Below are 24,535 nucleotides of genomic sequence, written 5' to 3'. Positions count from 1 at the left end.
ATCCGATGCAAGTCATGGTGGGCACGCTTCGCTTTGCCCACCCTACGGCAGCGCGGCTCCTACACCCTCTCCACCCCACACCATTCTGCAATGAACAGCGCAGTCGCTTTCGTCGACTTCCGCAGCGAATCCAGTTCGACATATTCGTTGAAGCCGTGCATCGCGGCACCCTTCGCGCCGAAGCAGAGGCTCGGGATGTTGTAGTTCAACCCGTAGAACCGCGTATCGGTCAGCGCGGTGAACGCCCGATCCGGCACCGTGCCGCCATAGACCGCGCCAAACGCTTTCGCAAAAGCGGCTTCCGGTTCGGCAGAGTTCGTCAGTTCATAGCCCTCCGACAAGAAACCCGACCATTCGACCTGCGGCGGATTGTTGGACAAGAAGCGATGATCGCGCGCGGCCGCCGACACGCAGGCCAAAATCTCCTTCTGGCATTCGGCGATCGACCAGCCTGGCAGGACCGCGATGCGGCAATCGACGTCGCACCAGGCCGGCACGCTGGAGGCCCAATCGCCGCCCTTGATGATGCCGGGGTTGAAGTTGAGCGGATGGCTGACTGCCTTGAAATGGCGGTCCGCCTTGGCGCGCTCGTTCCAGTCAGCCTCGAGTTTTTGCAGCGCGTGGATCAAGTGATAGGCCGCCATGATCGCATTGGCGCCCGCGCCGGCCTCGAAGACGTGCACCGGGAAGCCGCGCACCTTCAGCCGAAACCAGATCACGCCGACCTGCGAGCGGACCATGGTCTCGCCGGTCGGCTCCGGGATGAAACAGGCGTCCGCGCGATAACCGCGCTGCAGGGTCGAGAGCGCGCCGACGCCAGTGCTCTCTTCCTCAATCACGGACTGAAAATGGATGCGCGCCGTAGGCTTCAGTCCCGCGGCCTTGATCGCATCCAGCGCATAGAGCGCGCCGATGGTGCCGGACTTCATGTCGCAGGCGCCGCGGCCGTACATCCTGCCATCCTTGATCGTGGGCGAGAACGGCGGCGTCTCCCACATGTCGAGGGGACCTGCCGGAACGACGTCGCAATGGCCCTGCAGGATCAGCGATCTGCCGGCATTATTGGAGGGACGGTAGGTACCGACCACTGTGCGTGCCTTGGAGAAATCATGTTCGATCGGGCCGAAGCCGCGCAGACCCTTCAAATCCTCGACATCGATATGCCAGTCATCGACCTCATAGCCGCGTTGGCGCAGGAGATCGCCGATCATGTCCTGACACGGCCCTTCAGCGCCGCGGGTCGAGGGGATCGCAACGAAATCCCGTGTCGTCGCCAGTTGCGCGTCAAAGCCGGCGTCAACGGCGTCGAGGATTCTTTGTTGCGGATCGGTCGTCATGCGGCGGCTCCAGTCAGCAAATCGAGGAAGGAGCGTCCACCCTACCCCGATCTCAGCCGCCGGCGTAATGCGCAAAATGCGCATCCCGCAATGCATCTTCGAGCAGGCGGCCTTCCGAATAGCCGCGCAGCGACGCCGGGCGCTCGACGCCGTCGAGCAGCCGCGGACAGGGTTCCGGCCGCCCCAGCACTGTGCGCACCGGAATCCGCTCGGCATAGATTGGCAGCTCATAGTCCTCATCGTCGTCGGCGACGCCCTTCGACCTGATCTTGGCGGACGCCTGCTCGATCTCCATCGCGATGACCGATGTCGCCTTGATCTCCTGCACCGTGCTTTGTCGCAAGCTCGCGGTGCGGTCAGGAAAGAAGCGGTCGACCATGGCGACCAGTGCGCGTTCCTTCTCGATCGGATCGGTGACGAGGTATGCCGTGCCGAACGCCATCACGGCGCGGTAGTCCGCCGAATGGTTGAAGCCGCAGCGGGCCAGCACCAGGCTGTCGAGATGTGCGACCGTAAGACAGACCCGCTCGCCCTCCGACTGGTTGCGCAGCATGCGGCTGGCGCTGCTGCCGTGCCAGTACAGTTTGCTGCCCTCGCGCCAGAAGAACGTCGGCGTGCAATAGGGCTGGCCGTCGATCACATAGGAGACGTGGCACAGCATCGAGGCGTCGAGCAGGCGATGGACCGTGGCATGGTCGTAGAAGCCGCGATCGTGGCGCCGCTTCACCTGGTTTCGCGGCGATAACGGATACGCGTCGGCGGTCACGGCGTCGGTCACGGCAGTCCCCATCCAATTGAGTGCGGTCGTTGACAGTTGTACCGGCCAATTTGGTCTGCGATAGTGCCAATTCCATGCGAAACATTCCGACCAATTTGCCGCCGCCGCGACGCAAGGCCGAGCTCGCGCTCGATCTCTCGGGTGCGCACGTCACGCCGGGCGCCTCTTCCCAGCACCGGCTCTATCAGGCGCTGTGTCACGCCATCACGGGCGGGATCGCAAAACCCGGCGAGCCGCTGCCGCCGTCGCGCACCCTTGCAAAACAGACCGGTTTCCGCCGCAACGCCGTCACCTCGGCTTATGAGCGGCTGATCGCGGATGGCTTTGCCGTGGCCACCGTCGGCTCCGGCACCTTCGTCGCCGCGCGCATCCCTGCCCCAGCCAACGAGGCACGCAAGACCAAGATCGCGGTCGAGCTGCAGCAGCAGGGCCCGCTGGCGCTCGGCTGCACGCATATCGACGAGCGGGCGCTGCAGCGCTTCCGGGCGTTTGCCGGCCGGCGCATGCGCGCCTTCGGCACCGAGCACCTTCACTATGGAGACCCGCGAGGCAGCCATGAACTCCGCGCCGCGATTGCCGATCACCTGCTGTCGGCGCGCGGGCTGCGCTGCGATCCGGACCAGATCATGCTGACGTCGGGAACGCAGCACGCGTTGCGGATCGTGCTCAGCGCGATCCTCAAGCCTGGCGATCAGATCTGGTGCGAGGACCCCGGCTATCCCGCCGCAAGACGAGCGATCGGACATTGCGGCCTGCGTCCCGTCGCCGTGGCTGTCGATGTATCAGGCATGATCGTGGCCCGGGGCCGGGCTCTCGCTGCTACGGCGGGCGCGGCCTACGTGACCCCGTCGCACCAGTTTCCGCTGGGCGTGCAGATGTCGATGCCGCGGCGGCTGGAGCTGCTCGACTGGGCCAGGGACGCCGGCGCCTTCGTGATCGAGGACGATTACGACAGCGAGTTTCGATACGACGGCGCACCACTGCTGTCGCTCGCCGGCATCGACCACCTCTCGCGCGTCATCTACATGGGCACGTTTGCCAAGACATTGTTTCCCGGATTGCGCATCGGCTATTGCGCGCTGCCCGAGCGGCTGGTCGGGCCGGTGACGACCGCCCGCGCTGCGCTCGATCGCTTTCCCGGCACGCTGCTCGAAGGCGCCGTGGCGGACATGCTCAATTCCGGCGCGTTCGCGGCCAACCTGCGCAAGGTGCGCGGGATCTACCGCGAAGCGCGCGATGTGCTGGCCTCGACCCTGTCGGCGGCATCGCAGGGAATGCTCTCGGTGCCGGTGCCCTCGCAGGGCCTGCATCTGGTCGCGCGGTTCGATCCATCGACCGATCCGCTGGTTGCCGCAAAGGCAAAGGCGGATGCCGGTGTCGCAGGCTGGCTGTTGGCGGAAACCTATTTTCGCGCGCGGCCGCTCCCCGGCTTTGTGCTGGGATTTGCCGGCCACAAGCTGCCGCAACTGGTCGCCTCGGCCGAACGGCTGGCGAAGTCATCGCTCGCCGCGTTGCAGGCAGCTCGCAAGGCCCGCGGAACCGATCGAGGCAAACAGCGGAAAGCCGCGAGCTGACCGCTCCGGCCGGCCGGCGCTCTATCAGAATCGCCGCCGCGTCACTAAGCTCAATGCCTCAAATCAATGTCACGGTGGAAATGGCGGATGCCTGGCAATCGCAACGTCCTCTATCTCATTATCGGCGTGTTGATCGTCGCGGTCGGCGCGCTCAGCTACAATCTCTATAAGGCCAAGCAAGAACCCGAGGGCCTGCAGATCAATGTCGGTCCCGACGGGCTGAAGATCAAGACCAAGTGAGGAAGACCGATTTGACGCCGATGAAAGCCGCCGCCCTCGTTCTGTCGTTGCTCGCCACGCCTGCGTTCGCTCAAGCGGTCTCGCGCGAGCAGGACATCGTCGACCTCAGGCTCGGCCAGCGTGTTCTGGTCGACGACGGATCGTGCCCGGCGGGACAGATCAAGGAAGTCCAGGGCTCGCAGATGACGACGTCTGGCGTGGTGCGCACGCGCAAGTGCATTCCGCGGCTGGGGACGAAGAAACGATAGCGGCGCGCTCGCGAGGCGCTAGAACATGCCGTTGGTGTTGGCGGCCTTCTCCGGCACTTCCTGGATAACATCCCAGTGCTCGACGATCTTGCCGTTCTCGAGCCTGAAAATGTCGACGATGGCGCGGCCGCGCGTGCCCTTTTCGCGTACGCTGTGGACGTGCAGGATCACGTAGTCACCGTCGGCAAAGACACGCTTGATCTCGCTGCGGGAGTCCGGAAACTTCTCCTTGAGGAAACCGAGGAAGGTCTTGAAACCTTCGATGCCATCAGGCGCCGTCGGATTGTGCTGGATATAGTGCGGTCCGAAATACTTCGCGGCGGCGTCAAAGTCCTTCCGGTTCAGCGCCGCATCGTAGAATTCGAGTACTGCCTTTTTGTTGGCTTCCTCACTGGCCGCGTCGGCGGCCGAAGCCGGAGACACAACGAACGGCAATATGCTGATAAGCCCGATGATGATGGATCGCATGGTCTTTCCCCTGTGCTATCTGTTCGATGTTGAGCCCAGCCTACCAGCTGCCATATTTGGCGACGACCCCGCGCCACAGCGCATCGCGCTCGCGCGCGAACAGCTCCTTGCCGACACTGGCGTTCTTCGCCGCCGCGGTAATGACCATCACCAGCTTGAGCTCGGGATCGACGAAGATCGACTGGCCGTAGACGCCGAGCAGCGCGAACCGCCGCTTCTCGCCCGGAAACAGCCAGAACTGGTAGCCATAGCCGAAATAGGGCGTGGCCTTGCGCGGCGTGAACGCCTCGGGCTGGCGGTGCCAGTCGGTGGCGTCGAGCAGATAATCCTTCGGCACGATCTGCCTGTCGCCCAGGGCGCCGTCGTTCGCCAGCAATAAGCCCAGGCGGCCATAGTCGCGCAGGACCGCATTGAAACTCCCCGAGCCGGTTTCGGTGCCGTCCTTGATCCTGACCCAGGTCGCATCAGCCTCCGCGCCCATCGGCTGCCACAGGCGCGTCGTCAGATATTCGCTCACCGACGTGCCAGTCACCGCGCGGACCAACAGCGTGAGAGCAACGGTCTGGTTGGACGCATAGTGAAAGCGCGTCCCCTGCTCGACCTCGCGCGTCGTAAACGCGCGCAGCGCCGCGACCGAGTCCTGCGTCAGGCGGATCCTGTTGAATTTCGCCAGATCGTCCTTGCCGTCATAGATTTCCTGGAACGGCACGCCGGACGCCATCCGCAGCATGTTGCGGATCGTCGTCTCGCCATAGGGATTGCCGGCAAGCCCTGGCACGTATTGGGCGATGGTGTCGTCGAGCGAGGCAATCTTCTTTTCGGCCAGCGCCATCCCCACTGCAATGCTGACAATGGACTTCGCCATCGAATGCGAAACGAGACGGTGGTCCGCATTGCGATGGTACTGATAGCGTTCGGCCAGGAGTTCGCCGTCCTTGATCAGCAGAAAGCCGGTGACGCGCTGATGGTTGAGAAAGTCGTCAAGCGTATAGGTCTGCTGTTCGAACCGATAGTCGATCTTCGGCTCGGTGGAAACTTTCCGTAGCGGCCGCGGAGAAGCCGCCTTCTTCAGCGTGTAGTGCGGCAGGATGCTGTCGAGGTGGCTGAACGATCCGACCCGGACATGCTCGTCATAAAACCAGTTGGCGCGCGAGCCGATCGGGTAGCCGGCCGCCTTTCCCAACAGGTCCTCATCGGGCGCAGCGGCGGCTGGCACGCCCAGCACGAGAAGCACCGCGCATGAGAGCAGGATTCGTCCGGGCTGCATTGACAGGCCCCGCACAGATCGTCGACCGACCGTTGCTTACAATGGGCGTTGTCGGCGTGTCGAGACTGAGGGAATTGTAGGAGACTAAGTAACGCCGACGTTACTGGTTCGTCGCCGGCTCGAACATGCATTGCAGCGTCGGCTTGGCGATCTTGGTGAAGGTCGGGCCGATCAGGGCTTGCTTCGACGCCGGGACCCATGCGGTTTCGATCGTCGGCACCCCGGTCTCGCTGATGCCGCGCAGCAGCGCTTCGCGCAGGTCGGCATCTTCCACGGTCGCGGCGGCGTAATCATGCAGGCAGCCGCAGACGCTTTCGGGATGGGCCCAGCGTCCGACCATATGGGGCGCGCAGAGCCGCACGAACTCGCCGCGCGGGTCAGGCACCTTGAAGAGCGAACGGAATGAGGTCTGCGGCGGCTGAAACTGGACCTGAGCCTGCGCCGCACCGCTGAGAAGGAGGGACGTCAGAATTACGGTCAAACAGATACGTGCCAGCATGCAGGGCCTTTATCGGCGATCTCGTTGCAACGGATACGCCACGCTTACTTGGCGGCCAAGACCATCTGCTGATCGGCCGTGGTCGCAACCGGCGAGCCGCTATAGGCAAAGGTGCCGACGCCCGGCAGGGCCTGATCGGAGGAACCAGCCATCGAGGGACCCGCCAGAACGAAGGCAAAGGCGAGGATGAAGCTGAGGTTCCGCATCTGAACTGTCTCCGGTTGTCGGTGGCCGCTAGCCGCCGCCGTCTCGTTGCCAATCTGGATAGCCGCGGGCCGTTTCCGGACCTCTGCGCCGAAAACGAAAAATGGTTTCGTCACACAGGAGAATTGTTTCGTCGCCGCTGCCCGACGAAACAATGGCGGGAAAAGCCCAATGAATTCAGCCAGGCCGCCCTCGCTTCAGATGTTCCGGCTGAACACTGCAAGCCGGCCATTGGAACCGCTTTGACCCTCGTCCAGTGGACGAGGAACGTCTCGTTCGCAGGCTTACCGGATGAACCGAAGCTTCGGTCCGGCCGACTCAACCGGACACCGTGCAACTTTGCGCGGGCTCGTGCGTTTCGACCCCTCCTCAACAAAGGACAGCAGTCGTGGGCCATCGCAACATCGATGTTGGCAATGACACCCCGACCCGCAAACCCGGCCAGCCGGTTGTTGGAAATTTGTCCGGGAGTAACTCGCGGATCGATCCTTCCCTGAAGCACCAGGAAAAAGCCTCAGCGCATCCGTCAAGCGTTTGTGGTGCGATGTCGCAGCAAGGCAGCGAATTCCGCGGCAATGTTTCGGCGCCGCAGAAATTGGTGCATCTGGTCGGTTGCCGCGACCGCAAGGTCGTTCCCGGCCCGGAGGCCCGCCAATATTCCAATCCGCTCAAACGGTAAGCCCAAAACCCCCATCCCGGACGCGGGAGGCCATCGGGGCTTACTGGATGAATTCACCGCATTTCTGAACCGCGGCGTCGGTCGTCCCCCAGGGCATGATCGGCACCGAGGAGGTCGAGTTCTTGGGTGAACCTTCGATCAGCCTGTCCGAATAGACCATGTAGACCAACACGTTGCGCTTGGCGTCGCAGCCGCGAACGATCTGCATCTTCTTGAAGAACAGCGAGCGGCGCTGGCGAAACATGTCATCGCCCTGCTCCAGCTTGTGCTTGAACTTGACGGGGCCGATCTGGCGGCAGGCCAACGAGATATCCGAGACCTCCTCGGCGAGGCCAAGCCAGCCCTTGAAACCGCCCTTTTCCGGCACCGTGAAGTGACAGGCCACCCCGTCGACCTCGGGATCGTCGACGGCGTAGGTTGCGAGCTTGTCGTTCGGGCTCAGCCATTTGAACACCGTCGACCGGCGAAAAATCAGATCGGGCTCATCAGCGGCAAAGGCCGGGCCGGCCTGCCACAACGCCAGCACCACTACCACCAAGGCCAGAATCTTCCACTTCTTGTCACACGTAACGACGGCCTTGGATGTCATTGATATCTCCGATGAAGGGCTCATCGCCTATGTAGTGCCGGAATGTCACACAGGAAGGCCACGGGAAGATTGGTGGGCCCAAGTACAGGCCCAAGTACCGCCTTATGGATGGCGTCAGATCGAGCCGACGCGGTTTAACGGAATGTGAGGCTTTTTTGCTACGATTAGGGCGAAAAGCACTGAAATTAGAAGGCTTACGCTGGTGAACGCTTTTCGCCTCTGCGACAACAAATGAATTGGCAGGACAGTAGATTCGAGTAGCTGGATTGAGGGTATGCGCGTGAACGGGCATCGATTTTTCAGTGCGAGTGGTGCGGGCAAGATTTCCAAACAGCGATTTTGGCAGATAGCGATTTTGACCGCGGCCGGTGCCGTCGCCGCCGCTTCCAATGCAGATGCCGCAGCCCTCTTCTACTGGCAGGATTCCGATCCGAGCTATTACCGGCCCATGCCGCCGGCGCAGCCGCGCAAGCCAAAGGCACGCCGGCCTTCGGCCAAGGTCGAGGCGGCCGTCAAGGAATCCAAAGCCAAGCCGCAGGGTCCGCTGATCATCGCGATCTCGATCGAGCAGCAGAAGCTCCGCGTCTACGACGCCAACGGGTTGTTCGCCGAAAGCCCGGTTTCGACGGGCATGAAAGGTCACTCGACCCCGATGGGCGTGTTCAGCGTCATCCAGAAGCACAAGATGCACCGCTCCAACATCTACAGCGGCGCACCGATGCCTTACATGCAACGCATCACCTGGTCGGGTGTTGCGCTGCATGCCGGCGTGCTGCCGGGCTATCCGGCGTCGCACGGCTGCATCCGCATGCCGACGGCCTTTGCCGTGAAGATGTGGAATTGGACGAGGATGGGCGCGCGCGTCATCATCACGCCCGGCCAGATCACGCCGGCCAGTATCGCGCACCCCTTGCTGGTGGCGCAGAAGGTCGTGCCGCAGCCCCTGATCGCCGACGACCCCAAGCTCGATGCGCCCGCGATAAAGAGCGACAAGGGCGCGGACGCCGGCCGCGCGACCAAGCCGGAGAATGCCGGCCTGGCGAACTCGGAGCCAAGTCTCGATCTCAGATCCACCGTTGGCCACACCGCCCCGTTGCGCGAACAAACCCATACAGCCGATGCCAGCCGCGCGCTGGCGGCGAAGAACGCGGTCATGTCCGATGCAGCACCGTCTGCAGCCAAGGCGCAGCCGGCCGGCGATACGGCGAACACGGAGGCCTGGGACAAGTCCGGCGAGGCGAAAGTCGAAGCGAAGTCGGAAACAAAGTCCGATGAGGTGAACAGCGAGGCCCCGACGGCCGCGATCGTCAATGCGGAGCCTGCCAAGGTCGAAGCGGCGGAATCCAACGCTACTGAATCGAAGGTGACCGAAAAGCCGACAGAGCCCGTCAAGGCGGTCACCGATGCACAGGCCATTGCACCTGACGCGAAGAAAGATACGACGCGTCTGCCCGGTGGTGCGGAAAAGGCTGCCAAGGTCGAAGCGCCCCGGCGTGCCGGTCAGATCGCCGTGTTCGTCAGCCGCAAGGACGCCAAGCTCTACGTCCGCGAGAACTTCAAGCCGCAGTTCGACGTTCCCGTAACGATCGCGCCGGGCGACCGGCCGCTGGGCACGCATGTCTTCACTGCGGAGGCCGACAAGAACGATCCCAACCTGCTGCGCTGGTCGGTGGTGTCGCTGCCGGCGGCCCGCAACGCAGTTCCCGTCAGCGAGGACGAACGTCCTGTTCGGCGCAGGCCGGCCGGCGGTTCAGCCACCGAGGCGAAGCCGCTGCCGGCTCAGAACAGCCCGGCCGAGGCGCTGGACCGCATCACGATCCCGCAGGACGCGCTCGTGCGGATCGCGGAGGTCCTGACCACCGGCGGCTCGATCATTGTGTCCGATCACAGCATCAACCAGGGCGGCGAGACCGGCGAAGGCACCGATTTCATCGTTCCTCTGCGCGCGATCCGGCCATAACGGCTTGTTGAGCGGCGACCGTCCGGACGTTGCGCTATGCTTTGCGCTGTTGAACCACAGCCGAGGCGTTTCATGATCGACCGCAGGAGCGTGATATCAGCGGCGCTGGCCGCGATCGCAGCCGCCGCCTCGAGCAGGCAATCCCTGGCGCAGGCCGGCATGAGCCGGATCACGGCCTACGCGTTTTCGTTTCCGGGACTTTCCGGCGGCGATATCAGGCTTTCGGAATTTGCCGGCCGGCCGATCCTGATCGTCAACACCGCTTCGCTCTGCGGTTACACGCCGCAATATGGTGGCTTGCAGGAATTGTGGACCGAATTCGGCGGCCGCGGCCTGATGATCGTCGGCATTCCGTCCAACGATTTCGGCGGCCAGGAGCCGGGCGGCGCGACCGAAATCACCGCGACCACGCAAAATCACCACGTCTCCTTCCCGATCGCCGCGAAGGCCGTCGTCAAGGGACCTAACGCGCATCCGTTCTACAAATGGGCGGCAGAGGCGCGGCCGAAGGATGTTCCACGCTGGAACTTCCATAAATACCTGATCGGCCGCGACGGCTACATCGCCGAGGTCTTCCCGGAATCCGTCGACCCCGTGGATACACGGGTAAAAACCGCTATCGCTCGGGCACTGGCCGCTTCCTGAATTAACCGGCTCGGGGACAAATTCGCTGCGCGTGATCGCAACGGTTGCGTTGGCGCGAGCACTCCAACTAGGCTACTATCTGCTTCGGGGAATGGAGGCAGACCGGACGGCCGAAGCGCCGCGACCGGGTGCGGGATTCAAATTTAAGGAAAACAAGATGCGTGTTGCGGCAGGGATGATCTTTGCAGGCGCGGTTTCGCTGTTGGCATCAAGCGCGGCGTGGTCGCAGGCGATACCCACCAAGGGCGCGACGGCGGCTCCCCAGGCCACTCCCGCGGCGGCGCCAGCCCCCGCCCCGCCGCCAGCACCGGTCTCGACCCGTCCGCCCTGCAACAATCCGAACGCGCTCGGCATCGGCCGTACCGTCGAGATCGACACCACGGGCGGTCCAGGCTTTGGCTTCGAGCATTTCAAGGAGCTCGACTTCCTGCGCGACAAGGAGGTGGTGCTGACCTTCGATGACGGCCCGTGGCCGGTGAATACGCCTGCGGTGCTGAAGACGCTCGCGGAGGAATGCACCACCGGCATCTTCTTCCCGATCGGCAAGCACGCCACCTATTATCCTGAGATCCTCAAGCAGGTGATGGCGGGCGGCCATTCGATCGGGTCGCACACCTGGTCGCATGCCGCGCTCGTCAACAAGAAGCTGACGGATCAGCAGCGCAAGGAGGAAATCGAAAAGGGCTTCAGCGCCGTGAAATGGGCGCTCGGCGGCAAGGCGCCGGCGCCGTTCTTCCGCTTCCCCGCGCTGCAGCACCCGCCGGAAATGGTCACCTATCTCGGCGAGCGCAACATCGGGATCTTCTCCTGCGACCTCGATTCCTTCGACTTCAAGGCGAGCAAGGCGCAGACGATCATCGACAACGTGATGCGCAAGGTCGAGAAAAACGGCAAGGGCATTATCCTGATGCACGACTTCCAGAAACACACCGCCGAAGCCCTGCCCGAACTTCTGAAGAAGCTGAAGGCCGGCGGCTACAAGGTGGTCGCGATGCGGGCCAAGACGCCGGTGCAGACCATCGCGCAATATGACGAAGAGATCGTCAAGGACCTGAAGCTGCCGACCGTGAGCTCGCGCCCGGTTTCCAGCGTCGTGCAGACGGTCTCGGAATAAAAGCGGCGCGACGCACAGGTGGCGCTGCGCATCGAAGGCTATGTCATCGTTTCCGCCGACGGCATGCTGGCGGATGCGCGCAACGTCATGCCTGACGAATTGAAGTTCGAGGGCGACAAGGCGTTTTTCACCGCCGCCCTCGACCGCGCCGACCTGATCCTGCACGGGCGCAATTCCTACGAAGACCAGCCAAATTCGCCGGGGCGCAAACGGGTCATCCTGACGCGGACGGTAGCTGCGGTCGCGCCCGATCCGTCCAATCCGAAAGCGACGCTGTGGAATCCCGCGGGCGCGTCCTTCGAAGCCGCCTGCCAGCATGCCGGCGTGGATACCGGCACCGTCGCCGTGATCGGCGGCCCCGGCGTGTTCGGCATGTTCATGGACTGCTACGACGAGTTCTGGCTGTCGACCGCGCCGCATGTCCGCCTGCCCGGTGGCGAGCCATGCTTCCCAGGCGTGCCAGCCCGTTCGCCGCAGGATATCCTGGCCGCGCATGGCTTACGTGCCGGCGAGCCCCAGATGCTCGACGCCGCCCATGAAGTGACCGTCACGCCGTGGCGGCGCGGCGCCTAGGCGTCATTCTTTCGTACAATCAGCCTCGCCGAAGCCAGCCTCGGCCAGAGATCGCTTGACAGTACGCGAGCGCGGTTCCACCCTGAAAAGAAAAAAACACTTATCATCATCGGGAGGACCACAACATGTTGAGGTACGCTTCAACTATGCTTGCAACGGTGACTCTTGGATTGGTCACCGTTTTGGCTGAGCCGGCTCATGCTCAAACTACTGAAAAGCCGCTAGTACTGAAGGGTCAGTCGACCCACCCCGCATCCTCGAACTTCCATCTCATCTTCAAATTGTGGGCGGAGACCGTCGAAAAGATGACGGCCGGACGTCTCAAGATCGAGACGCTTCCGGCGGGCGCGATCGTGCCTCCGTTCGAGGTGTTCGACGCCACCTCCAAGAACGTGCTCGATGTCGGCATGGGGCCTTTCGGCTACATTCTCGGTCGCAACACCGCGACGATACCGATGTCGCATGGTCCGCTGTACGGCATGGACGGCTCGGACTACTGGGCCTGGTATTATGACGGCGGCGGCATGAAGCTGCTCGATGAGTTCTACAAGGACGTCCTCAAGCTGAATGTTGTCGGTTTCCCGATCCCGACCGATTACCCGCAGGGAATGGGCTGGTTCAAGAAAGAGATCAACAGCCTGGCCGACCTCAAGGGCTTGAAGTACCGCATCTACGGCATCGGTGCGGAAACCTACGGCCGGCTCGGCGTCTCGGTTGTCACCATTCCCGGCGGCGAGATCGTGCCCGCAATGGAGCGCGGCGTGATCGAAGGCGCCGAATGGATCAACTGCGAAGAGGACAAGAAGCTCGGTCTGCACCAGGTCGCCAAGCACTACTACACGCCGGGCATGCATGAGCCCGTCACCGGCGGCCAGTTGATGATCAACGGCGATGTCTGGAAGAAGCTCACGCCCGACTTGCAGGAAATCATCAAGGTGGCGAGTGTCTATGCAACGACGCAGCGCAACTTCGCCTTCAACCGCGAAACGGCGCACGCTTGCCAGGAACTGCTCAAGGCAGGCGTCCAGATGCATCGCACGCCCGACGAAGTCCTGAAGAACTTCCTCGACGAGTGGGAGAAGATTCAGGCCGAGCACGCGGCAAAGAATCCCTTCTACCGGAAGGTGATCGACAGCCAGAAGGCCTATGCGGAGCAGATCGTGCCGTTCAAGCTCTCCTGGTTCCCGCCGTACAGTTTCGCCGGCGAGTACTACTGGAAGAACAAGATCTACCTGACCAAGAAGTGATCTCTCTTCGCAGCTAGCGAAGCTGCTGGCGTCCGAACCGCCGGACGCCAGCACTGTCTGAAGAGGAGCGATCATGTCCGCGGACACCAGCAGTGCTTCGGTCGCCAGCAATCCGGGCGGCGAATTCCCGCGCGCTTTTTACTCGATCATTCGGGCGATCGATGGCTTTACGGATGTGACCGGCAAACTCATTGCCATGTCGATGTTGTTTCTGGTGGTGACGATCTCCTACGAGGTCGTCATGCGCTATGGGTTCGGCGCGCCAACAGTTTGGGTCTACGAATCCAGCTTCATGGTCAACGGCGCGGCCTTCATGCTCGGATCTGGATACGCGCTGTTGAAGGGCGCGCATGTTCGCACCGACATCTATTGGGAGAATTACTCGGAGCGGAAGAAGGGTATCGTCGACCTCGTCTCCTATCTGTTGTTTTTCTATCCGGCCATGATCACGTTCATGCTGATCAGCTATGACGATGCCTTGCACTCCTATGACACCGGTGAACGGTCGCAGGAAAGCGTTTGGCGCGCGATCATGTGGCCCTTCCGGGCCACGGTCCCGCTGGCAGCCCTCCTTCTCATGATCCAGGGCGTGTCCGAGGTACTTAAGTGCTGGTACCAGGTCCAATTCGGACGCGAGTTCGAGCACAAGGAAAAGATCGAGATATGACCGGAGTCGAACTGCTCGGAGTTGTCATGCTCCTCGTGATGCTGGGGGCGATCTTCATCGGCCTGCCGATCAGCTTCACGCTGCTGTTCCTGGCGCTGTCGTTCGGCTATGTCGGCATGGGCGAGCGCGTGTTCAATCTCGCCTACCTGCAGACCATCGGCCTCATGAAGCAGGACGAACTTGTCGCGGTGCCGATGTTCATCCTGATGGGATTTGTCTGCGACCAGGCCGGACTGATGGAACGGCTGTTCAAAGCGTTCCGCGACCTGTTTGCGCCGCTCAATGGCGCGCTCTATGTGGTTGTCATCCTCACGGCGACGCTGTTCGGGATCGCTGCGGGGACCGTCGGCGCAACGGTCGCGCTGCTCGGCATCATGGCGGGGCCGATGATGATCCGCGCGGGCTACGATGTGCGGATGTCGGCCGGCGCCATTGCGGCCGGCGGCACGCTGGGTATCTTGATCCCGCCGTCGGTGATGCTGGTTGTGATGGCGCCCGTGCTCGATATCTCGATCATCGATCTCTATGCGGCCGCGTTCGGTCCGGGCTTCCTGCTGTCCGCGATGTTCATCGCCTATACCTTGATCCGTTGTTATTTCAATCCGAAGCTCGGCCCGCCGGTGCCTGTCGAGGACCGGCCGGATTCGGTGCGGATCGTGCTGTGGGAGTGCTTGGTCGGCCTCGTGCCGGTGACCGTCCTGACGATTCTGACCCTCGGCGCCATCCTCGCCGGTATCACGACCGCCGCGGAAGCAGCGGCGGTCGGCGCACTGGGGGCGATCCTCCTCGTCATTGCCTACGGCCGGTTCACATGGCGCGGGCTGCTGGATGCCTGCTATGCCACACTGGCAACGACCAGCATGGTGCTGTTGCTTGCCGTCGCCTCCAACGTATTCGGCGCCGTCTTCTCATGGCTCGGCACCGCGACCTGGATGACCAAGGCCTTGCTGGCCTCGCCGTTGCCTGCCTGGGGCACGATGTCCCTGCTCCTGACCCTGATATTCCTGCTTGGCTGGCCGTTCGAATGGCCCGCCATCGTTTTCATTTTCCTGCCGATGCTGGCACCGGTGGCGAAGGGCCTCGGCTACGACATGGTCTGGTTCGGCTGCATCGTCGCGGTCGTGCTGCAGACCGCCTTCCTGTCACCGCCGGTCGCGATGTCGGCCTATTATCTCAAGCAGGTCGTCAAGGAATGGAATCTGCGGCTGATTTACCGTGGCATGGCCGACTTCATGGTGCTGCAGGTCGCTTGCGTGGCGTTGGTGCTGATCTTTCCCGCGATCGCGATGTGGTTCCCGAATTGGCTGCAGGCGCGCCGGATAGCGGCACGCACCGCGCAGATCGAGTACGTCGCGCCGCCGCAAAATGCGGCCGCGACGCTCGACGGTTCACGGGTGGCGATCCGGAATTTTTGATCTCGGCTCAGATGTCCCCGTAGGCCGGCTCATTCGGCCGCGGACCCTTGCCGTAGCCCGCGATCATGAACAGGGCACCGATGATCGACAGGTTTTTCAGGGCTTCGATCAGCGTCTTGGCATTTTCGGGCGCCGGCTGATTCCAGAAATCATGGAAGTAGAACGTCGTGGCGATCACGAAGAAGATCAGCAGGATCGCGAAGAAGCGTGCGCCGAAATTGACTGCGATCATCAGCCCGGCGAGGATCTCGAAGCCGCCGACGCCCATCGCCAGCAATTGCGGCATCGGCACGCCGGTCATGGTTTCGAGCTGCGAGGTATAGGGCACAAGCACCGTCGGAATGGCTACCTTGGATGCGATGAAGTCCGCCGTCGCTTGAATCGCGAAAAGCTTGGTCGCTCCCGTGTACATGAAGAGCACGGCGAACAGGACTCGCCCGAAGGTAACTAACGCTGGCATGGGATCGGCCTCACTGAATAGCTTGCAAAAGATAGCAGGCGGCGCGAAACGATTATGGGCGTTTCGTGTCCGCTTTTCAAACGCTCAAATCGAAACCGTCCACGCAGGGACCTGCGCGCGGCTCCACCAGACCTACCGATAGAAGCAGAACCAAGGCGCTTTCTTGATGATAGCGTTTCGCGCAACGCATGCCTCCCCGGACTTGAGCCGGGGCGGCGGGATTTCGCTCGAAGAAAGCGCGTCAGAACAAAAGGCTAAATCCCAATTTTTGATTCAATCTGAATTGGGATCTACCCGAACAGGGTCGGCTGCTGACGGCCGGCGCGCTCCTGGGCTTCGACGGCGGCCACCGCCGTCATGTTGAGCACGCCGCGCGCCGTCACGCCGGGGGTGAGGATATGCGCCGGGCGCGCCGGACCGATCAGGATCGGGCCCACCGGCAGCGCGTCCGCCAGCGTCTTGATCATCTGGTAGGCGACGTTGGCGGTATCGAGGCTCGGCATGATCAGGATATTGGCGTCGCCTTCCAGCTTCGAATGCGGCAGCACGAGTTTTCGCGCGGCGGCCGAGAGCGCGGTGTCGCCCTGCATCTCGCCGTCGGCCTCGATCTCCGGATGCTTTTCCTTCAGAAGCGCGGTGGCGCGGCGCATCTTGCGCGAGGAGTCGCTATCATAACTTCCGAAGTCGGAATGTGACACGAACGCGATGCGCGGCTTCATGTTGAATCGCTGCACATGGATCGAAGCCAGCGAGGCGACCTCCGCGAGTTCTTCGGCGCTCGGATTGGGGCGCACCTGCGTATCGGCAATGAAGTAGGAACCCTTGCTGGTGATCATCATCGCCAGCGCCGCGAAATCGCTGACGCCGGGAAGGAAGCCGATGATCTCGCGGACATGGCGCAGATGGCTCATATAGCGGCCTTCGACGCCACATATCATGGCGTCGGCCTCGCCGCGCATCACTGCAAGGGCGGCGATCACGGTGTTGTTGGTGCGAACCACGGTACGCGCCGCCTCGGGCGTGACGCCGCGCCGCCCGGCGACGTCGATATAGGTCTGCACATAGGAGCGGTAGCGCGGATCGTCCTCGGGATTGACGAGGTCGAAGTCCTTGCCGGCCTTGATCGAAAGGCCGAACCGCTTGATCCGCGCTTCGACCACGGAAGGTCGCCCGACCAGGATCGGCCGCGCCAGTTTCTCTTCCAGCACCACTTGCGTCGCGCGCAGCACGCGCTGGTCCTCGCCTTCGGCATAGATCACGCGGACCGGTTGGGTCTTCGCCTTGGCGAACACCGGCTTCATGGTCAGGCCGGAGCGGAACGCGAAGCGCTCCAGCAGCGCGGTATATTCCTCGAAATTCTTGATCGGACGCGTCGCCACGCCGGATTCCATGGCAGCCCTCGCCACCGCCGGCGCGATGCGCAGGATCAGCCGCGGATCGAACGGGCTCGGGATCAGCGAGCCCGGGCCAAACCCTTGCGTCTCGCCGCTGTCGAAACCCTGGGCCACCGCATCCGACGGCGGATCGCGTGCGAGCTGCGCGATCGCTTCGACGGCCGCATGTTTCATTGCCTCGTTGATCCCGGTGGCGCCGACATCGAGCGCTCCGCGGAATATGAACGGGAAACACAGGACGTTGTTGACCTGGTTCGGAAAGTCGGAGCGTCCGGTGCAGATCATCGCGTCGGGGCGCGCTTTCCGCGCCTCGTCCGGCATGATTTCCGGGACCGGGTTGGCCAGCGCCATCACCAGCGGATTGTCGGCCATCGACTGGACCATCTCGGGCTTCAGCACGTTCGGCGCCGAAAGCCCCAGGAAAATATCGGCACCGCCGATCACGTCCGCCAGCACGCGCGCGCTCGTCTTCTGCGCGTAGACCGCCTTCCAGCGATCCATCAGCGTGTTGCGTCCCTCGTGCACGACGCCGTCGATGTCGCAGACCCAGATGTTCTTGCGCTGCGCGCCCATCGATACCAAGAGATTGAGGCACGCGATCGCCGCAGCCCCGGCGCCGGAGCAGACGATCTTCACATCCGATAGCTTCTTGCCGTTTAGCAGCAGGCCGTTGACGATGGCGGCTCCCACGATGATCGCCGTGCCATGCTGGTCGTCATGGAACACCGGGATCTTCATGCGCTCCTTGAGTTGCGCCTCGATCTCGAAGCATTCCGGTCCCTTGATGTCCTCGAGGTTGATTCCGCCGAAGGTCGGCTCCAGCGCGGCCACCGTCTCGACCACGCGCTCGATGGTGTCGGCGGCGATTTCGATGTCGAAGACGTCGATCCCAGCGAATTTCTTGAACAGGACCGCCTTGCCCTCCATGACGGGCTTCGAGGCGAGCGGGCCGATGTTGCCAAGCCCCAACACCGCGGTACCGTTGGAAACCACGGCCACCAGATTCGCACGGGAGGTCAGCGCTGCCGCTTCCGCCGGATTGTTGGCAATTTCAGTGCAGGCGGCCGCAACCCCGGGCGAATAGGCCAGCGCGAGGTCGCGCTGGTTGGCGAGCGGCTTGGTCGCCTGGATCTCGAGTTTGCCGGGGCGCGGCAGCCGGTGATACGCAAGCGCCGCGGAATGGAGCTCTTCAGAATAGGACGACATACACTCCCCCACGGGCTTCAACGACCCCGAATTACGTGCCGAGGCCGGTCTTCATGTGAACCGTTAGCTTTGCGGCAGATTGAGCCGGATGTGAAGCACGGGCAACCGCTTGGATGCAACATCCGAGAGCTTTCCCATCAACAGGGGGCATCGACGCAACGCGTCAAAGCCGGTAGCATAATATCCTCCCTACCCCGTCCCCTTGACTGACATTGTGGCAATTTTGCCTCCAGCGAATGCCGGCGTCCGGAGCACAACTAATGGTAAAGATACTGCTGGGTCTGGTCGCCGCGGTCGTGATCGCGGTGGGCGGCTTCTTCGGCTTCGAGTTTTACACGCAGCACCGGATTGCCAGCGAGGTCGAGACCGCGTTCGAGCAGATCAGAGCCGGCGGCGGCAAGGCAAGCCATGGCAAGGTGTCGTTCGATCTGAAAAGCCGAACGCTCAGGATTGCCGACATTACCACTGAATCGGCGTCGCAGCCGCCGGTAACCCTCAAGATTGGCAGCTTCACCGCGCTCGGTGTCGGTCAGCCGGACGCGACGCGCTTCTCGGCCGATGCCATCGAGGCGAGCGATCTCGAGCTCAACACCAGGATGCCTGCAGGGGCAGATTGGCAAGTCACCTACAAGGTGCCGCGGATCACGGCGAAGGATTTTTCCGGACCGGCAAACCTGCCGCGGCCGCCGGCAACCTCCTCGGTGATCGACCTATATCGGCTGGTCATCGAACAGCTTGGTGCAGTCACCGCCTCCTCGATCACGGCACCCAGTGTCGCCGGTACCATGAACTCCGGAAACCCGGCACTGGGGAACGGCGAATTCGCCTATTCCAACCTGGCGGTGCGCGACATCAAGGCCGGCAAGATCGCCGCCGTCACTCTCGACCGAATGACCTTCACAGCGACCTCGCAGCCGAAGGGCAAGCCCGAGAAGGTCACCGGGGACCTCGCCAATCTCGCGGTGCAGGACGTCGATATGGTCGCCGCCGCAGCCATCCTCGATCCTCAGCGCTCCAACGACGAACAATACTACCGCGTCTACCGGCAGGTTACCGCCGGCGCCTATACGATCACCTCAGGGCAAGGTCCGGCGGTGCGTATCGACGGGCTGACGGCCGATGATATCGGGGCACGGCCCTCGCGGCTGCAACTGGCCGCGCTGCTGGCAACGATACCATCAGGTACGGCCCAGCCCACGCCGGCGCAGGCCCGCGAAATGATGGAGAGGATGGCCAGGATCTATGAGGGCGTGCGCATTGGAAGCGCCGAGATGCGCGGCCTTTCGATGGATATGCCGGAGGGTGGCTTCAAGCTCGCCTCGCTGCGCTTCAGTCTGGAGAACGGAAAGACCGGCGAATTTGCGGTCGAAGGTTTTGACGGCCGCACACCGCAGGGTCCCGTCAAGCTCGCCCGCTTCGCCCTCAAGAGCGTGGATATCGCCGGTCTGTTGCGTATGACCGCGCTGTTTTCGAACCCAGCGCAACCGCCGGCGCCCGACCAGGCGCTCGGCATGATCGCCCTGCTCGAGGGCGCCGAACTGAAGGGCTTCGCTGCGCCTTACAAGAACACGGGCAGGCCGATCAACGTGGACCTTGTCAGTCTGGACTGGGGGCAGTTCGTCGGGCCTATCCCGAGCAAGGCTCGGCTGACCGCCAAGATGTCCGGCCCACTTGACGCAACCCATCCCGGCCAGCGAATGCTGATCGCCGCGGGCCTCGACAAGATGGCGATCGATCTCGACCTCGGCACGGCATGGACCGAAGCATCACGCTCATTCGTGCTGGAGCCTGTGACGGTCGAGCTTGGCGGCATGCTGAAAGCGTCCGCAAGAATTTCGCTCGCCAACGTGCCGCGCGAGGCGTTCTCGATCAATCCGCTTCAGGCAGTCGCCGTGGCAACCCTGATTGAGGCGGGCACCATCGAGCTCACGGTGCGCGATTTGGGCGTCGTCGATCTCGCGGTCGCCCATTATGCAAGGACGCAGAACGTCAGCCGCGACGCAGCACGACAAGCGATCGTTGAGGACATCAGAAGCAGCGCAGCGACGTCGGGCACAAGCAACGCCGATGCCGTGGCCGCTGCCGAGGCGCTGGCGCGCTTCATCGAAACGCCGCGGACGACGCTGACGCTCAAGCTCACGCCGCTCGGCAAGGTGCCGGCAATGCAGCTCTTCCAGGCGTTGAAGACCGACCCGCTCGATGCGCTCTCGAAGTTCCGGATCGAGAGCACCACGGCGCTGTGAACTACTTGTCCGGCAGATTGAGCCGGATGTGAAGCTCGCGAAGCTGCTTGGTGGTGACCTCCGATGGCGCCCCCATCAGCAGGTCCACGGCCTGCTGGTTCATCGGGAACAGCGAGATTTCGCGCAGGTTCGTGGTGCCGCAGAGCAGCATCACGATGCGGTCGACGCCGGCCGCCATGCCGCCATGCGGCGGGGCGCCGTACTGGAACGCGCGATACATGCCGCCGAAACGCTCGACGACATCCTTCTCGCCATAGCCCGCGATCTCGAACGCCTTCACCATCGCTTCCGGCTTGTGGTTGCGGATGCCGCCGGAGGCGATCTCGTAGCCGTTGCAGGTGATGTCGTACTGGAAAGCCTTGATGGTCAGCGGGTCCTGCCCCTTGAGCGCATCGAGGCCACCCTGCGGCATCGAGAACGGGTTGTGCGAGAAGTCGACCTTCTTGTCTTCCTCGTTGTACTCGTACATCGGGAAGTCGACGATCCAGGCGAGCTCGAACCGGTCCTTGTCAATCAGGTTCAATTCCTCGCCCACCTTGGTGCGGGCGAGGCCTGAAAACTTCCAGAATTTTTCCGGATCGCCGGCGACGAAGAACGCCGCATCGCCCTCCTTCAAGCCGAGCTGCGCACGAATCGCCGCCGTCCGCTCCGCGCCGATGTTGTTGGCAAGCGGGCCCGCACCTTCGCCGCCCTCGCGCCACATGATGTAGCCGAGGCCTGGCTGTCCCTCGCCTTGCGCCCACGAATTCATGCGGTCGCAGAAGGCGCGGCTGCCGCCCGTAGGTCCGGGGATCGCCCAGACCTGGTTCTTCGGGTCTTCCAGCATCCGCGCGAACACCTTGAAACCAGAGCCGCGGAAGTGCTCGGAGACGTCCTGCATCACGATCGGGTTGCGCAGGTCCGGCTTGTCGGTGCCGTATTTGCGCAGGGCTTCCGCAAACGGAATCCGCGGCCAGCCTTTGGTGACCGGCTTGCCCTTGGCAAACTCCTCGAACACACCGGTGACAACAGGCTCCATCGCCGCAAACACGTCCTCCTGCGTGACGAAGCTCATCTCGACATCGAGCTGGTAGAACTCGCCCGGCAGGCGGTCGGCGCGCGGGTCCTCGTCGCGGAAGCAGGGCGCGATCTGGAAGTAGCGGTCGAAGCCCGACATCATCAGGAGCTGCTTGTACTGCTGCGGCGCCTGCGGCAGCGCATAGAACTTGCCGGGATGAATGCGCGACGGCACCAGGAAGTCGCGCGCGCCTTCCGGCGAGGACGCCGTCAGGATCGGGGTCTGGAACTCGAAGAAGCCCTGCTCCTTCATCCGCTTGCGCATGGAATCGACGATGGCGCCGCGGGTCATGATGTTCTGGTGCAGCTTCTCGCGGCGGAGGTCGAGGAAGCGGTACTTGAGCCTGATGTCTTCAGGGTATTCCTGCTCGCCGAACACCGGCAGCGGCAGTTCGCCGGCAGGTCCCAGCACCTCGATCTCGCTGACGTAAACTTCCACCGCGCCGGTCGGCAGTTCCGGATTATCGGTACCCTCGGGACGCTTGCGCACCTTGCCGTCGATCCGCACCACCCATTCCGAGCGGAACTTTTCCACTTCCTTGAACGCCGGCGAATCCGGGTCGGCCACGCATTGGGTGATGCCGTAGTGGTCGCGCAGGTCGATAAACAGCACGCCGCCATGGTCGCGGATGCGATGGCACCAGCCGGAAAGGCGGGCGGTCTGCCCGATGTCGCTGTCGCGGAGCGCGCCGCATGTATGTGACCGGTAGCGATGCATGGAAGTCCCAAAAAAAGGATGTCGGAGGTCAGGAATCGGAGGCCAAAGCCGGTCCGAAGTTGCGGAGGGTTTACCCGACACCGCCGGGGGCGGCAACCAATGGCGGGGCTGTTTTCGGCTCAAAAACGGCCATTTCGGCAAGACCGTATCCGAACCGTTTGCCTATTCCCTCCCCGCGCCTATCTTTAGGCCATGACCGTCCATTTCCCGTTCCAGAACACCTATTCTGCCCTGCCAGCGAACTTTTTCGCACGGGTGGCGCCGACACCCGTCGCCAGCCCCCGGCTGATCAAGCTGAACCGGGCGCTGGCCGTCCATCTCGGGCTGGATCCGGACCTGCTGGACAGCCCTGAGGGCGCGGAAATCCTCGCCGGAAAGCGCCTCCCCGAGGGCGCCGACCCCATCGCCATGGCCTATGCCGGCCACCAGTTCGGCCAGTTCGTGCCTCAGCTCGGCGATGGCCGGGCCATCCTGCTCGGCGAGGTCATCGACAAGGACGGCGTTCGCCGCGACATCCAGCTTAAAGGCAGCGGGCCGACCCCGTTCTCGCGCCGCGGCGATGGCCGCGCCGCGCTCGGCCCGGTCCTGCGCGAATACATCGTCAGCGAGGCGATGTTTGCATTGGGTATTCCCACCACCCGCTCGCTGGCTGCCGTGACCTCGGGTGAGCGCGTGCAGCGCGAGACCATGCTTCCCGGCGCTGTGCTCACCCGTGTGGCCGCAAGCCATATCCGTGTCGGCACATTCCAGTTCTTCGCCGCGCGCGGCGACACCGACGGCGTGCGCGCGCTCGCAGATCATGTCATCGCCAGGCACTATCCGGAGGTGGCAAACGCCGAACGTCCCTATCACGCCCTGCTCGAAGGCGTCGTCGCCCGCCAGGCCGATCTCGTCGCGCGCTGGCTTCTGGTCGGCTTCATCCACGGCGTGATGAACACCGACAACACTTCGATCTCTGGCGAGACCATCGATTACGGCCCCTGCGCCTTCATGGACGAATACAACCCCGCGCAGGTGTTCTCCTCGATCGACGAACTGGGCCGCTACGCCTACGCCAACCAACCCCGCATCGCGCTGTGGAATTTGACGCGGCTCGCCGAATGCCTGCTGCCGCTGTTCTCCGACGACCAGGACAAGGCGATCGAACAGGCGCAATTCATCCTCGGCGACTTCGCCGAAAAGTTCACCACTGCCTATCAGGCGGGCCTGCGCAAAAAGATCGGGCTCTTTACCACTCACGATGGCGATGAAGCGTTGATCCAGGACTTGCTGGACGCGATGGCAAAGAATGCGGCCGACTTCACCCTCACCTTCCGCCGCCTGAGCGATGCCGCCGCGGATGCCGACGACGACAGCGTGAGGGCGCAGTTCACAGACCCCGCCGCGTTCGACGAATGGGCCGTGCGATGGCGCAAGCGCCTGACCGAGGAGCCACAATCCGCCACGGAGCGACAGGCGGCGATGCGCGCCGTCAATCCAGCCTTCATCCCCCGCAACCACCGCGTCGAAGCCGTGATCGCTGCCGCCGTCAACAACGACTACGCGCCATTCGAGGAATTGCTGACGGTGCTGTCGAAGCCGTATGAGGATCAACCGGAGTTCGCGGCCTACACAGAGCCGCCGCTTCCCGATCAGCGCGTGCTGCGGACATTCTGCGGGACGTGAGGCGAGATCTTCTCCTCGCGCAGATGGATTGTAGGATGGGTAGAGCGAAGCGAAACCCATCAATGTCTCGCGCGGGGGCTGATGGCTTTCGCTTCGCTCTACCGGTCCTACGGGCTGCCGTTAACCCAACTCGTTAAGCGCCTATCCACCATCTGCGCATGCACGCCTCGCCAGGTTACATAAATTAAGAACCCGTCAACGCGCTCCCCACAAATCTAACGGTTTATCGCGGGAGAATTGCCGTGGACGCCTTTGCTTTCGCATTCATGGGAATGGTGATGATTGCCCT

At 63.0% G+C, this 24,535-nt stretch carries 23 protein-coding genes; 13 read left to right on the top strand and 10 right to left on the bottom strand.

Annotated features, from left to right (window positions below):
• Nucleotides 1–59: 59 nt before the first annotated feature.
• Together ACH79_RS30720 and ACH79_RS30715 are read right to left on the bottom strand one after the other, a co-directional pair.
• A complete protein-coding gene (locus ACH79_RS30720) occupies nucleotides 60–1,337 on the bottom strand; it encodes an ArgE/DapE family deacylase (RefSeq protein WP_161854285.1) in 1,278 nt (425 codons plus the stop codon).
• Between the two features lie 52 nt (nucleotides 1,338–1,389).
• Nucleotides 1,390–2,127 carry a pyridoxamine 5'-phosphate oxidase family protein gene (locus ACH79_RS30715; RefSeq protein ID WP_161854284.1) on the bottom strand — a complete coding sequence of 246 codons (738 nt, stop codon included), beginning with the start codon at nucleotides 2,125–2,127 and terminating at the stop codon, nucleotides 1,390–1,392.
• Between the two features lie 62 nt (nucleotides 2,128–2,189).
• Here ACH79_RS30715 and ACH79_RS30710 point away from each other — a divergent pair, with 62 nt between their 5' ends.
• From ACH79_RS30710 to ACH79_RS30705, 3 genes are all read left to right on the top strand, one after another.
• Nucleotides 2,190–3,689 (top strand): PLP-dependent aminotransferase family protein, encoded by a 1,500-nt coding sequence (locus ACH79_RS30710; protein WP_161854283.1) that lies wholly within the window; start codon nucleotides 2,190–2,192, stop codon nucleotides 3,687–3,689.
• A gap of 87 nt (nucleotides 3,690–3,776) precedes the next feature.
• Entirely contained in the window at nucleotides 3,777–3,929 is a 153-nt protein-coding gene (locus tag ACH79_RS43255) for a hypothetical protein (protein WP_202639069.1), read from the top strand.
• Nucleotides 3,930–3,949: 20 nt separating this feature from the next.
• A complete protein-coding gene (locus tag ACH79_RS30705; RefSeq protein ID WP_161856652.1) occupies nucleotides 3,950–4,177 on the top strand; it encodes a DUF6719 family protein in 228 nt (75 codons plus the stop codon).
• A gap of 18 nt (nucleotides 4,178–4,195) precedes the next feature.
• Here ACH79_RS30705 and ACH79_RS30700 read toward each other — a convergent pair whose 3' ends face one another.
• The 4 genes from ACH79_RS30700 to ACH79_RS43250 all read right to left on the bottom strand — a co-directional run bounded on the left by ACH79_RS30700 (nucleotide 4,196) and on the right by ACH79_RS43250 (nucleotide 6,617).
• Nucleotides 4,196–4,645, bottom strand: coding sequence for an ester cyclase (locus ACH79_RS30700; protein ID WP_161854282.1), 450 nt, complete (start codon nucleotides 4,643–4,645; stop codon nucleotides 4,196–4,198).
• 40 nt (nucleotides 4,646–4,685) lie between these two features.
• Nucleotides 4,686–5,912, bottom strand: coding sequence for a serine hydrolase (locus ACH79_RS30695; protein WP_161854281.1), 1,227 nt, complete (start codon nucleotides 5,910–5,912; stop codon nucleotides 4,686–4,688).
• A gap of 100 nt (nucleotides 5,913–6,012) precedes the next feature.
• Nucleotides 6,013–6,411, bottom strand: coding sequence for a hypothetical protein (locus tag ACH79_RS30690; RefSeq protein WP_161854280.1), 399 nt, complete (start codon nucleotides 6,409–6,411; stop codon nucleotides 6,013–6,015).
• Between the two features lie 44 nt (nucleotides 6,412–6,455).
• Entirely contained in the window at nucleotides 6,456–6,617 is a 162-nt protein-coding gene (locus ACH79_RS43250; RefSeq protein ID WP_202639068.1) for a hypothetical protein, read from the bottom strand.
• Between the two features lie 386 nt (nucleotides 6,618–7,003).
• Between ACH79_RS43250 and ACH79_RS30685 the strand changes: the two genes are divergently transcribed.
• On the top strand, nucleotides 7,004–7,294 hold the full coding sequence (locus tag ACH79_RS30685) for a hypothetical protein (RefSeq protein WP_161854279.1): 291 nt from the start codon (nucleotides 7,004–7,006) through the stop codon (nucleotides 7,292–7,294).
• Between the two features lie 40 nt (nucleotides 7,295–7,334).
• Here the strand turns inward: ACH79_RS30685 and ACH79_RS30680 are convergent, their stop codons facing one another.
• The gene (locus ACH79_RS30680; RefSeq protein ID WP_161854278.1) at nucleotides 7,335–7,883 is read right to left on the bottom strand and encodes a CreA family protein; all 549 of its coding nucleotides are present in this window, start codon (nucleotides 7,881–7,883) and stop codon (nucleotides 7,335–7,337) included.
• A gap of 355 nt (nucleotides 7,884–8,238) precedes the next feature.
• Between ACH79_RS30680 and ACH79_RS30675 the strand changes: the two genes are divergently transcribed.
• The 7 genes from ACH79_RS30675 to ACH79_RS30645 all read left to right on the top strand — a co-directional run bounded on the left by ACH79_RS30675 (nucleotide 8,239) and on the right by ACH79_RS30645 (nucleotide 15,504).
• The gene (locus tag ACH79_RS30675; protein ID WP_371419298.1) at nucleotides 8,239–9,843 is read left to right on the top strand and encodes a L,D-transpeptidase family protein; all 1,605 of its coding nucleotides are present in this window, start codon (nucleotides 8,239–8,241) and stop codon (nucleotides 9,841–9,843) included.
• A 72-nt stretch (nucleotides 9,844–9,915) separates the two neighbouring features.
• Nucleotides 9,916–10,488: a glutathione peroxidase gene (locus ACH79_RS30670; RefSeq protein WP_161854276.1), complete on the top strand. Its 573-nt coding sequence runs from the start codon at nucleotides 9,916–9,918 to the stop codon at nucleotides 10,486–10,488.
• Between the two features lie 157 nt (nucleotides 10,489–10,645).
• Entirely contained in the window at nucleotides 10,646–11,602 is a 957-nt protein-coding gene (locus ACH79_RS30665) for a polysaccharide deacetylase family protein (protein WP_161854275.1), read from the top strand.
• 63 nt (nucleotides 11,603–11,665) lie between these two features.
• Nucleotides 11,666–12,175: a dihydrofolate reductase gene (locus tag ACH79_RS30660; protein ID WP_161856651.1), complete on the top strand. Its 510-nt coding sequence runs from the start codon at nucleotides 11,666–11,668 to the stop codon at nucleotides 12,173–12,175.
• A 125-nt stretch (nucleotides 12,176–12,300) separates the two neighbouring features.
• Nucleotides 12,301–13,422: a TRAP transporter substrate-binding protein gene (locus tag ACH79_RS30655; protein ID WP_371419297.1), complete on the top strand. Its 1,122-nt coding sequence runs from the start codon at nucleotides 12,301–12,303 to the stop codon at nucleotides 13,420–13,422.
• Nucleotides 13,423–13,495: 73 nt separating this feature from the next.
• Entirely contained in the window at nucleotides 13,496–14,089 is a 594-nt protein-coding gene (locus tag ACH79_RS30650) for a TRAP transporter small permease subunit (RefSeq protein ID WP_161854273.1), read from the top strand.
• Nucleotides 14,086–15,504: a TRAP transporter large permease subunit gene (locus ACH79_RS30645; protein ID WP_161854272.1), complete on the top strand. Its 1,419-nt coding sequence runs from the start codon at nucleotides 14,086–14,088 to the stop codon at nucleotides 15,502–15,504. The genes ACH79_RS30650 and ACH79_RS30645 overlap by 4 nt, the downstream gene beginning before the upstream one ends.
• A gap of 7 nt (nucleotides 15,505–15,511) precedes the next feature.
• On the opposite strand, the gene ACH79_RS30640 is transcribed toward ACH79_RS30645, so the two are convergent.
• The gene (locus ACH79_RS30640; protein WP_161854271.1) at nucleotides 15,512–15,964 is read right to left on the bottom strand and encodes a DoxX family protein; all 453 of its coding nucleotides are present in this window, start codon (nucleotides 15,962–15,964) and stop codon (nucleotides 15,512–15,514) included.
• A 290-nt stretch (nucleotides 15,965–16,254) separates the two neighbouring features.
• Nucleotides 16,255–18,564 carry an NADP-dependent malic enzyme gene (locus tag ACH79_RS30635; RefSeq protein ID WP_161854270.1) on the bottom strand — a complete coding sequence of 770 codons (2,310 nt, stop codon included), beginning with the start codon at nucleotides 18,562–18,564 and terminating at the stop codon, nucleotides 16,255–16,257.
• Nucleotides 18,565–18,824: 260 nt separating this feature from the next.
• On the opposite strand from ACH79_RS30635, the gene ACH79_RS30630 reads away from it, so the two are divergent.
• Nucleotides 18,825–20,807, top strand: a complete 1,983-nt coding sequence (locus ACH79_RS30630; protein WP_161854269.1) for a hypothetical protein — start codon at nucleotides 18,825–18,827, stop codon at nucleotides 20,805–20,807.
• A gap of 1 nt (nucleotide 20,808) precedes the next feature.
• On the opposite strand, the gene aspS is transcribed toward ACH79_RS30630, so the two are convergent.
• Nucleotides 20,809–22,581 (bottom strand): aspartate--tRNA ligase, encoded by a 1,773-nt coding sequence (gene aspS, locus ACH79_RS30625; protein WP_161854268.1) that lies wholly within the window; start codon nucleotides 22,579–22,581, stop codon nucleotides 20,809–20,811.
• A gap of 192 nt (nucleotides 22,582–22,773) precedes the next feature.
• On the opposite strand from aspS, the gene ACH79_RS30620 reads away from it, so the two are divergent.
• On the top strand, nucleotides 22,774–24,246 hold the full coding sequence (locus ACH79_RS30620) for a YdiU family protein (protein WP_161854267.1): 1,473 nt from the start codon (nucleotides 22,774–22,776) through the stop codon (nucleotides 24,244–24,246).
• The last annotated feature ends 289 nt before the right edge of the window (nucleotides 24,247–24,535 follow it).

The sequence above is a fragment of the Bradyrhizobium sp. CCBAU 051011 genome (assembly GCF_009930815.1).
Classification (GTDB): Bacteria; Pseudomonadota; Alphaproteobacteria; order Rhizobiales; family Xanthobacteraceae; genus Bradyrhizobium.
The sequence above is the reverse complement of the archived record's forward strand: the minus strand, read 5'-3'. Positions and strand labels throughout refer to the sequence as shown.